General features: G+C 45.3%; 9 protein-coding genes. 1 reads left to right on the top strand and 8 read right to left on the bottom strand.

The window, feature by feature from the left end; translation table 11 throughout:
• Positions 1-177 precede the first annotated feature (177 nt).
• From rimK to epmB, 4 genes are all read right to left on the bottom strand, one after another.
• Complete coding sequence (rimK, locus tag ASV53_RS20310) at positions 178-1,083, bottom strand: 30S ribosomal protein S6--L-glutamate ligase (RefSeq protein WP_094958443.1); 906 nt, start codon at positions 1,081-1,083, stop codon at positions 178-180.
• Between the two features lie 220 nt (positions 1,084-1,303).
• Positions 1,304-2,518 carry an alanine racemase gene (gene alr / locus ASV53_RS20315; protein ID WP_094958444.1) on the bottom strand — a complete coding sequence of 405 codons (1,215 nt, stop codon included), beginning with the start codon at positions 2,516-2,518 and terminating at the stop codon, positions 1,304-1,306.
• Between the two features lie 38 nt (positions 2,519-2,556).
• Positions 2,557-4,185 (bottom strand): methyl-accepting chemotaxis protein, encoded by a 1,629-nt coding sequence (locus ASV53_RS20320; protein ID WP_062690214.1) that lies wholly within the window; start codon positions 4,183-4,185, stop codon positions 2,557-2,559.
• 196 nt (positions 4,186-4,381) lie between these two features.
• Positions 4,382-5,404: an EF-P beta-lysylation protein EpmB gene (gene epmB, locus ASV53_RS20325; RefSeq protein ID WP_094958445.1), complete on the bottom strand. Its 1,023-nt coding sequence runs from the start codon at positions 5,402-5,404 to the stop codon at positions 4,382-4,384.
• A 33-nt stretch (positions 5,405-5,437) separates the two neighbouring features.
• Between epmB and efp the strand changes: the two genes are divergently transcribed.
• Positions 5,438-6,004, top strand: coding sequence for an elongation factor P (gene efp / locus ASV53_RS20330; RefSeq protein ID WP_062690215.1), 567 nt, complete (start codon positions 5,438-5,440; stop codon positions 6,002-6,004).
• A gap of 158 nt (positions 6,005-6,162) precedes the next feature.
• Here efp and frdD read toward each other — a convergent pair whose 3' ends face one another.
• From frdD to frdA, 4 genes are read right to left on the bottom strand one after another with little or no spacing between them, the layout of a single operon-like run.
• Positions 6,163-6,525, bottom strand: coding sequence for a fumarate reductase subunit FrdD (gene frdD, locus ASV53_RS20335; protein WP_048899877.1), 363 nt, complete (start codon positions 6,523-6,525; stop codon positions 6,163-6,165).
• A 10-nt stretch (positions 6,526-6,535) separates the two neighbouring features.
• On the bottom strand, positions 6,536-6,919 hold the full coding sequence (frdC, locus tag ASV53_RS20340) for a fumarate reductase subunit FrdC (RefSeq protein ID WP_062687953.1): 384 nt from the start codon (positions 6,917-6,919) through the stop codon (positions 6,536-6,538).
• 2 nt (positions 6,920-6,921) lie between these two features.
• Entirely contained in the window at positions 6,922-7,662 is a 741-nt protein-coding gene (locus tag ASV53_RS20345; RefSeq protein ID WP_094958446.1) for a succinate dehydrogenase/fumarate reductase iron-sulfur subunit, read from the bottom strand.
• Positions 7,662-9,476, bottom strand: coding sequence for a fumarate reductase (quinol) flavoprotein subunit (frdA, locus tag ASV53_RS20350; RefSeq protein ID WP_094958447.1), 1,815 nt, complete (start codon positions 9,474-9,476; stop codon positions 7,662-7,664). Before frdA ends, ASV53_RS20345 begins: the two co-directional genes overlap by 1 nt.
• Between the last annotated feature and the right edge of the window lie 202 nt (positions 9,477-9,678).

Genomic DNA, 9,678 nt, shown 5'->3' on the forward strand with positions numbered 1-9,678 from the left:
CTTACAATCTAATAAGGGTGTGTGAATTAGAGGCTTTTATTAATTGGAGTGTTTGGAGATAAAGAAAAAGCAGCTGAAGCTCAGCTGCTTTTGATTAAGCGAATTATAAATTCGCAGAGAGGTTTTGTGGCTAAAACACGTTACCGTTGTTTTATCTATCGTACACGCTGTTACTTTTTACTGATCGTGCAACAAACGACGGCTTTTTTTCTGTGCGTTCTTTTCGATATAGTCGATAATCATGCCAGCAATATCTTTGCCCGTAGCCGCTTCAATGCCTTCAAGGCCTGGTGATGAGTTCACTTCCATCACTAGTGGACCACGTTCTGAGCGAAGTAGGTCAACCCCAGCCACGCTTAAGCCCATCGCTTTTGCCGCAGCAACAGCTGTTTTACGTTCTTCTGGTGTGATCTTAATCAGTGATGCACTACCACCACGGTGAAGGTTAGAGCGGAACTCGCCTTCAGCGGCTTGGCGTTTCATGGATGCAATCACTTTATCGCCAATAACGAAACAGCGAATATCAGCACCACCTGCTTCTTTAATGTATTCCTGCACCATGATATTGGCTTTCAAGCCCATGAATGCTTCGATAACACTTTCAGCGGCTTTTTGTGTTTCGGCAAGTACAACGCCGATACCTTGTGTACCTTCCAGTAATTTAATGACTAAAGGTGCACCACCAACCATTTTGATTAGGTCTGGCACATCATCAGGTTTGCTTGCAAAGCCCGTGATTGGCATGCCAACGCCTTTACGGCTTAGCAATTGTAATGAACGCAATTTGTCACGAGAGCGAGAAATCGCAATCGAGGGGTTAATCGAAAACACATTCATCATTTCGAATTGGCGTAACACTGAACACCCATAAAAGGTTATATCAGCACCAATGCGCGGAATAATAGCGTCGAAGCCTATTAAGTCATTACCCTCAAAATGAATTGATGGCTGAACCGAGTTGATATTCATATAACAACGTAATGCATTAATGATCACGGGTTCATGACCGCGTGATTCACATGCTTCACGTAGACGACGGGTAGAGTATAGGTTTTCGTTTTGGGAAAGAATGCCAATTTTCATTGCGTTACTCGCGACAAATAGAAATTAATGACCAGCTGAGGGAAGTTTGGCGAACTCCCTTAGAGCCTTGTTGCCCGTAGCTGAATGGATGGCGACTATGCACGCAAATCGAACGAAAATCGAGAATTATGACGATGATATTTTTTTATCGATAAGATGTGAAACATTGATGGTGCGGGAGAGTAAGGCCAGCACTGTGCTGGCCTTATTTTTTGCTTTATTAGCGGTAAATTCGAGGGTTAGTTGCCCCCCAAATAGTGTAATGCTCTGGTAAGATTCGACCGCTGCGTTCTTCAGTTTCATCACTGGTAATAACGTCTTGGCCTTGTGGGCCAAAGATCACTACTTCGCTATTTGCTTCAACATCAACGATATCAGTGACATCGACCATGGTGGTGTTCATTGATGCCATCCCCATTACCTTTGCACGTTGGCCGTTGATAAGGACTTCTGCTTTATTGCTGAGTGAACGCGCGAAGCCGTCAGAGTAACCAATTGGTAGGTTCGCTAATACAGAATCACGATCTAATACCACGGTGCTGCCGTAACCTATGGTGCTACCTGCTGGAAAGTGGTGCAGCGATGCAATACGCGTTTTGAATGACACAATACGTTGGAATGGTGCTTTTGCTGGATAGTCACCATATAGCATCCCGCCAGGACGAACCATATCTAGATGCGCCTCTGGTAAGTTTAACGTGATGTAAGAGTTCGCTACGTGAAGGGTGATGTCTTCACGGGTGAGATCTGCACTGTCGATTAGCCATTGTGTTTCCACTTTAAAGCGTTCAACTTTACGCTTGATTTCGTCGAGACCTTCATTTGGGAAGTGGGTCATCATACCGACGATTTTTAGATTAGGATCACCTGCGATTTGCACGCCTTCAACTTGGCCTGCGTATGTTGTTAAATCTAAACCGTTACGACCCATACCAGAAGTGTTAAGAGCAAGATGAACTGGGATCGTAGTACCGTGTGTGCGTGCAATTTCAATGATTTGATCGGCTTGTTCTTTGGTGCCGATTAGTTCTTCCATGTGGAAATCTAGACCGCCTTCGATTTCGTTGCGACTAGCCGCACGTACACGCATGATTTTACCTGTGTAGCCATGTTTACGGACTACGCGTGCTTCTTCGTTGCTTGTGATACCAACGCAAGCAACATTGTTCGCGATGATAGATGGCATTAAGCCAGCAATACCGTTGCCGTAAGCATCCGCTTTCATGATGGCGCAGATCTTTGTGTTATCAGCTAGTTGGTTTTGAAGCAGCTGAATATTGTTAGAGAAAGCGTGCGTATCAACTTCTAACCATGCATTGCTAGATTCAACGCGTTCTTCACGTTCGCTGTTGTCAAAATCGACAAGTAAAGGCGCTGCTTGGGCAGCAGTTTGGCCCATAAGAGCAAGTGCGATTAAGCTTAATTTTAATTTCACAGTGTTTTTCCTGTTGTTTATGTAACGGTATTTACAAGTTAAAGCGTGAATAGCTGAACGACATCGCGTAGCGTGCCAGTTCGACGCTTTAGCTCTTCAACACCTTGTTGTGCCTCTTGCGTTGAGAGGCGGTTTTCGTTGGCGCTGTTACTCAGTGCTGCAACGTTTGAGGACAAGTGTTCAGCAGCAAAGGCCTGCTCCTTGACCGATTCAGTAATTTCTTCCATTCCTTCGGTAACGGAAAGAATTTCAGCACGGAAACCATTGAGAGAGTCGTTGGCTTGATCTGCGTGTTGAACACAGCTATCAACCTGACCGACAGCCTGTTGCATGGTATCTGTGGTACTGCTGGTATCGCTTTGAATCGAGGTGATCATTGAGCCAATTTCGATGGTCGCTTTGGCTGTCCGTTCAGACAGTTGACGTACTTCGTCAGCAACAACAGCAAAGCCTCGACCTTGATCACCGGCACGCGCGGCTTCAATGGCGGCATTTAATGCAAGTAAATTTGTTTGGTCGGCAATGTCTTTGATCACTTCGACAATTGAGTTGATGTCGTTTGCACGACTGTCTAGCTGGTGTAGTTTTTCTGCGACAGTGTTGGTTTCATACTGGACGCTTTGCATGCCTGTCACCGCGTGGTTGATTGCACCAACGGTATTTTGGGTATGTTGTTCAAAACGGGTCATTTTTTGGTTGGCTTCGTTAACCACGCCCGAAATACTTTGTGAACTGGTCGCTAGCTCTTCAATTGCGGCTGCGCTGTTACCAACATTTTCAGCTTGTTCTACCGAACGCTCGGTGACCGCTTGAACCAATAGATCAAGCTGAGTCGTAATGGCTGCTACGTTATCCGTTGTGTGGCTAACTTCTAGTAGACGTTCTCGTAATGCTGCCATGAAAGTATTAAAAGAAGCGGACATCATGCCGACTTCATCTTGGCTTGTTACTGGTACACGTTGAGTAAGATTCCAGTCACCATTTGCAATGTTTAATAGCACTTTGTTAAGCGCGTTAATGGGCTCCACGATACGAATGGCAATTAAACGAGCTGCAAGTAGCGATAGTGCCAAGATGATCATTGCAGTGAAACAAACTTGTTTTAGTTCTTTATTCAGTAGGTCATCGACTTCTTTTAACGCGAGGTCGACACCAATAACATATGTTTCTCCTTGAGCATTACGCATCGGAATAAAGATAGAGCGGTAGCGACCAAATTCTCCTTGGTATTCTTCAAATTGAATACGCTTCGTTAGAAAGGCTTCGCGCAGCATTTCTGGGACGATTTGGTATTCTTCCAAATACCATTCTTTGTATCGACCACTGCGAGCTTCATCGGAACTGTGGTTGACATAGGTGTAGTAGACACGGCCGTTTTTCATCACCGTTGAGTACGCCCAATCTAATTCAGAACCTTGGGTAAATTGGGTGAGCTGCTGGCTAATAGCATCGTAATCGTTATGGGTTTTATCTAACTGATTGTGTTTATCGACGCCGATAATTTGCTGAGTAGCGTACGCTGCCGTTTTGAGTTCTGAGTCAATGCCAGCTAATGTCGAGTTCTCTAATGTTTGGTAAGAGAAGTAAGATAATAAGAGTGTTATGAGTAGTGATAATGCAGCAAAAAAGGCTGCAAGTTTCGCCTTTAAATTCCAATTTATGGTCATGTTATTATTAGCTTCTTAAATGTGATCTTGGTTCCATATGTTTGCTTATGTAAAAAGCGGCATAAAAAGCCAAGAAGTTAACTGTTTTAGAAGCGGTTGCTTGCTTTGTGACCAAGTGTTAAGGCGAAGAGGAGTACAGTTGCGCCATTATTGACGCAAACTGAGTGAATAAAGCTAGGAGGGAGGATAAAGGGGGTTATTCGAGGTGCAGGTCTAGTGGCGTTTTACTGCTTCGGCCACCAATTTCTCGGGTCAATTTTGGTACTAAATAACCAGACACTTCCTGCATTAACCCTGCCATGAGCTTTTTCGCCTCAATATCATCGACCATGAAGTGCGCCGCCCCCTGCACTTTGTCTAAAACGTGCAAGTAATAAGGCTGAATACCAGCATCAAATAATGATTCACTCAAATCTACTAAGGCTTCAACGGAATCATTAACGCCTTTTAACAGTACACCTTGGTTAAGTAAGGTGACATTGGCGTGCTTGAGTTGACGCATTGCGGTCTGAAGTGCTGGGTTGATTTCATTGGCGTGGTTAATGTGTGTCACGACAATGCACTGTAAGCGTGTATCACTCAGTAATTGGCAAAGTTCAGCGGTAATTCGGTTCGGAATAACCACAGGTAAGCGGGTGTGGATCCGTAAACGCTTAATATGAGGGATATCCTCGATCATTTTGATCAACCAAGCCAGTTCATGATCTTTTGCCATTAAGGGATCACCACCTGACAATATCACCTCATTCAACTCTGGATGAGCTGCAATGTAGTCGAGGCTGACTTGCCACTGGCGCTTACCGCCTTTGTTGTCCTCGTAAGGAAAGTGACGGCGAAAACAGTAGCGACAATTCACCGCACAGCCACCTTTAAGGATCATCAGTACGCGGTTTTTGTACTTGTGCAGCAATCCTGGCGTTTCATTATCTTGCTCTTCGAGAGGATCGAGTGAGTAGCCTTCATGAACGTCATATTCCTGCGCGAGTGGCAGTATTTGGCGCAATAATGGATCGTGTGGATTGCCTATCTCCATGCGTGCGACAAAGCTCATTGGTACACGCAACGCAAATAACTTTCGAGCTTCTAAACCAGCTTTCCACGGCTCAGGATCGATATTCAGGGTTTTAAGGAGAAGAAAGGGGTCTGAAATCGCATTAGTCAGTTCTTTGAGCCAGTTTTGCTCAACAGATGAGGCGTTTCGGGTTATTATATGCGGCATTAAATACAACTCGAAGATGTTAAGAGGATAGAAATGGCGTCTTTCAGCACCAATGAATTCCGCAGCGGAATGAAAATTATGCTAGATAATGAACCATGTGTCATTATTGAAAACGAATTTGTTAAGCCTGGTAAAGGTCAAGCATTCAGCCGCGTTAAGATCCGTAAGTTACTATCAGGCAAAGTGCTTGAGAAAACATTTAAATCTGGCGAGTCAGTTGAAGCTGCAGACGTAGTCGACATCGAGCTTGATTACCTATACAACGACGGCGAATTCTACCACTTCATGGACAATGTTTCATTTGAGCAAATTGCTGCCGATGTAAAAGCGGTTGGTGAAAATGCGAAATGGTTGGTAGAAAACAACACTTGTACGCTAACACTGTGGAACGGTAACCCAATCACAGTTACGCCACCAAACTTCGTAGAACTTGAAGTGACTGAAACAGACCCAGGTCTGAAAGGTGATACACAAGGTACGGGTGGTAAGCCTGCTACATTGGTTACGGGCGCAGTTGTTCGTGTTCCACTATTCATTGCTATTGGCGAAGTGATCAAAGTTGATACTCGCTCAGCTGAATACGTAGGTCGTGTGAAATAATCACGCACTGATGCTTTAGGGCATGAGAATAAAAAAGGTCGCTAAGAGCGACCTTTTTTGTATCTGATGATCGTGCCATGAGCTGATTTTGGATCAGGGCGCAGACATAAAAAAACACCGCCGAAGCGGTGTTTTTTGAAGCTGGGTTATCTTGATGATTAGATCATGAAGACAAAAATAACAGCCAGCGCCGACACTAGGAATGCTGTTGCGTAACACGCAATTTTACCAGCAACGCCTGTGTGGAATTTAAGGTCATGCATACCGTGGTGTAAACGGTGCATTGCATGCCACATTGGTAGTGCTAATGTCGCGATAGTGAATAGCGCACCAATGATGCTCGTTACAAAGCCTGTTACACGCTCGTAGCTCATTGCTTCAGCATCGATCATGCCTAGCGGTACCATGATACCAAGCACAAGTACTGTTACTGGTGTTAACATTGCGAACCAAGTACCACCAGCACCGAACAGACCCCACCATACTGGCTCGTCAGAACGTTTAGGATTTAGATTGACCACGTGGTTCTCCTTAAACTAGTACTAGAACGAATAGTGAGATAGCTGCAACAGCGGCCCACTGTGCTAGCACAACAATTTTCTTATCAAGTGCTTTGCCTTTGATCTTAATCGGCATTACTTGAGGCATCATGCTGAAGAATGTTTGTGCGTGGAACAGGCTGCCCGCTAGAGCAAGAATGTTCAGCACAACAACAACTGGATTCGCCATAAAGCTTAACCAAGTCGCCCATGCTTCAGGACCTTTCACTAGGCTACCTAGACCGAAAGTCAGGCAGATAGTGAAGAAAATTAAAGGTAAAATTGTTGCTTCACGAACCATGTAGAAGCGGTAGAAAGGGTGATCTTTCCACCATGTACGTGTCATTTCACGAACGTAAGGTTTACGGTTGCTCATCCTTATGCCTCCTGAGGCTTAATCATGGCAATAACGAAATCTTTAGAAGATTCTACTTTGCCTTGGTTAACTGCTGCCGCTGGATCAACGCTCTTCGGACAAACTTCAGAACAGTAACCCACAAACGTACAACCCCAAGCGCCATTTTCGCCGTTGATAAGCTTCATACGCTCATCCGCGCCGTTGTCGCGGCTATCTAGGTTGTAACGGTGTGCCAGTGTTAGCGCCGCAGGACCAATGAACTCTGGGTTCAAACCAAACTGAGGACATGCTGCGTAGCAAAGACCACAGTTGATACAGCCAGCAAATTGCTTGTATTTCGCCATTTGCTCAGGTGTTTGGTTGTTCGGGCCATCTTCTGGTGTACGATCGTTACCAATGATGTAAGGCTTGATTGCTTCTAGACGCTCGATGAACGGTGTCATATCAACAATTAAGTCTTTCTCGATAGCAAAGTTAGACAGAGCTTCGATTTTTAGACCATTTGGGTAATCACGTAAGAAGGTTTTACAAGCCAGTTTGGGTACCTTGTTAACCATCATGCCGCAAGAACCACAGATCGCCATACGGCAAGACCAACGGTAAGCCAGATCTTTGTCTAGGTTATCTTTGATGTAACCTAGCGCATCGAGTACTGACATAGTTTCGTTAAACGGTACTTCAAACATTTCAAAGTACGGTTCTGCGTCTTTTGCTGGGTCATAACGCAGGATTTCAACTTTTTGGATACGATTGCCTGACATTATGCCTGCTCCTCTGCTTTCTTCGCTTCAGCTGCTGCTTCCGCCGCCGCTGCTTCTTCTGCCGCTGCACCGTATAGACGAGCTTTAGGTTGAGACTTAGTGATTTTCACGTCGCTGTATTCGATACGAGGTGCTTTATCACCGTTGTAGAATGCTAGCGAGTGTTTCAGGAAGTTCACGTCATCACGTTCTGTGCAGTTGTCATCTAGACGTTGGTGTGCACCACGTGACTCGCGACGAAGAATCGCTGAGTGAGCCATTGTTTCTGCAACTTCAAGGCCGTAACCCACTTCAATTGCGTATAGCAAATCAGTGTTGAATACTTTGCCTTTGTCTTTAATGCTGATTTTCTTGTAACGCTCGCGAAGCTCGGCAAGTTTGTCGACAGTCGCTTGCATTAGATCTTCTTGGCGGTAGATACCACAACCCGCTTCCATGGAGTGACCCATTTCAGTACGGATATCAGCCCAGTTCTCGTCACCTTCTTGAGAAAGAAGCGTATCGATACGAGCTTGAACAGCAGCTACTTGTTGAGCGATAGCGTCATCGTTCCAGCCTTTAAACTCAGCTGCGCGTTTTGCTGCACCTTCGCCCGCTAGGCGACCGAATACAACAAGCTCTGCTAGTGAGTTTGAACCCAGGCGGTTTGCACCGTGAAGACCAACAGATGAACATTCACCAACAGCGTATAGGCCTTTGATGCGTGTTTCATTGTTCTTGTCTGTTTCGATACCACCCATGGTGTAGTGAACGGTTGGACGAATTGGAATTGGCTCTTCCGCAGGGTCAACGTTTACGTAGGCTTTTGAAAGCTCACAGATGAATGGTAGACGCTCGTGTAGGTATTCTTTACCTAGGTGGCGCAAGTCAAGGTGAACAACATCGCCCAGTGGGTGTTTGATGGTGTTGCCTTTTTGTAGCTCGTGCCAGAACGCTTGAGAAACTTTGTCACGTGGACCCAGTTCCATGTATTTGTTTTTTGGCTGGCCGATTGGTGTCTCAGGGCCCATGCCGTAGTCTTGCAGGTAACGGTAGCCATTTTTGTTCAGCATGATACCGCCTTCACCACGACAACCTTCGGTCATCAGGATACCGGTACCTGGAAGGCCCGTTGGGTGGTACTGAACGAATTCCATATCACGTAGTGGTACACCGTGGCGGAACGCCATAGCCATACCATCACCTGTTACGATACCGCCATTGGTATTACAGTTGTAAACGCGGCCAGCACCACCTGTTGCAAGTACAACAGATTTCGCTTTAATACAGATCAGTTCGCCTTCAGCCATGTGAATAGCAACAAGACCTTGTACTTCGCCATCTTCTACTAGAAGGTCAACCACGAAGTATTCGTCAAAGCGGTTGATTTGCGTGTACTTGATAGAAGTTTGGAATAGCGTGTGTAGCATGTGGAAGCCAGTTTTGTCGGCTGCGAACCATGTACGCTCAACTTTCATACCACCAAAACGACGAACGTTCACGTCACCGTTTTCTTTACGGCTCCAAGGACAACCCCATTGTTCTAGTTGGGTCATCTCGCGAGTCGCGTTTTCTACGAAATATTCAACAACGTCCTGTTCACATAGCCAGTCGCCACCACCAACGGTATCGTTGAAGTGATTGTCTAAGCTATCCTCATCCTTGATGACGGCAGCGGAGCCACCTTCTGCAGCTACTGTGTGTGAGCGCATTGGGTAAACTTTAGAAATCAGCGAGATCTCTAAGTCTGGGTTTGCTTCTGCAGCAGCGATGGCAGCACGTAGGCCTGCGCCACCTGCACCGATTACAGCGATATCTGTGGTAATAGTCTTCACAGCTATCCTCCGAAGGTAAGACGATAAAATTAAAAAAAGTGCGTAGTACGCACTTATCCTTGAAATCCTAATGACTATTCTATGAAACAAATCTTCATTAAAATTTGATTTAGACGCAGCTTTTTCATCGAAATAGCCCAAAAGTATAGGTTGATTACATTTTTTGTGATTATTGTCACAAGTTGTCATTACCCATAAATAT

This window comes from Photobacterium sanguinicancri, assembly GCF_002265265.1.
Classification (GTDB): domain Bacteria; phylum Pseudomonadota; class Gammaproteobacteria; order Enterobacterales; family Vibrionaceae; genus Photobacterium; species Photobacterium sanguinicancri.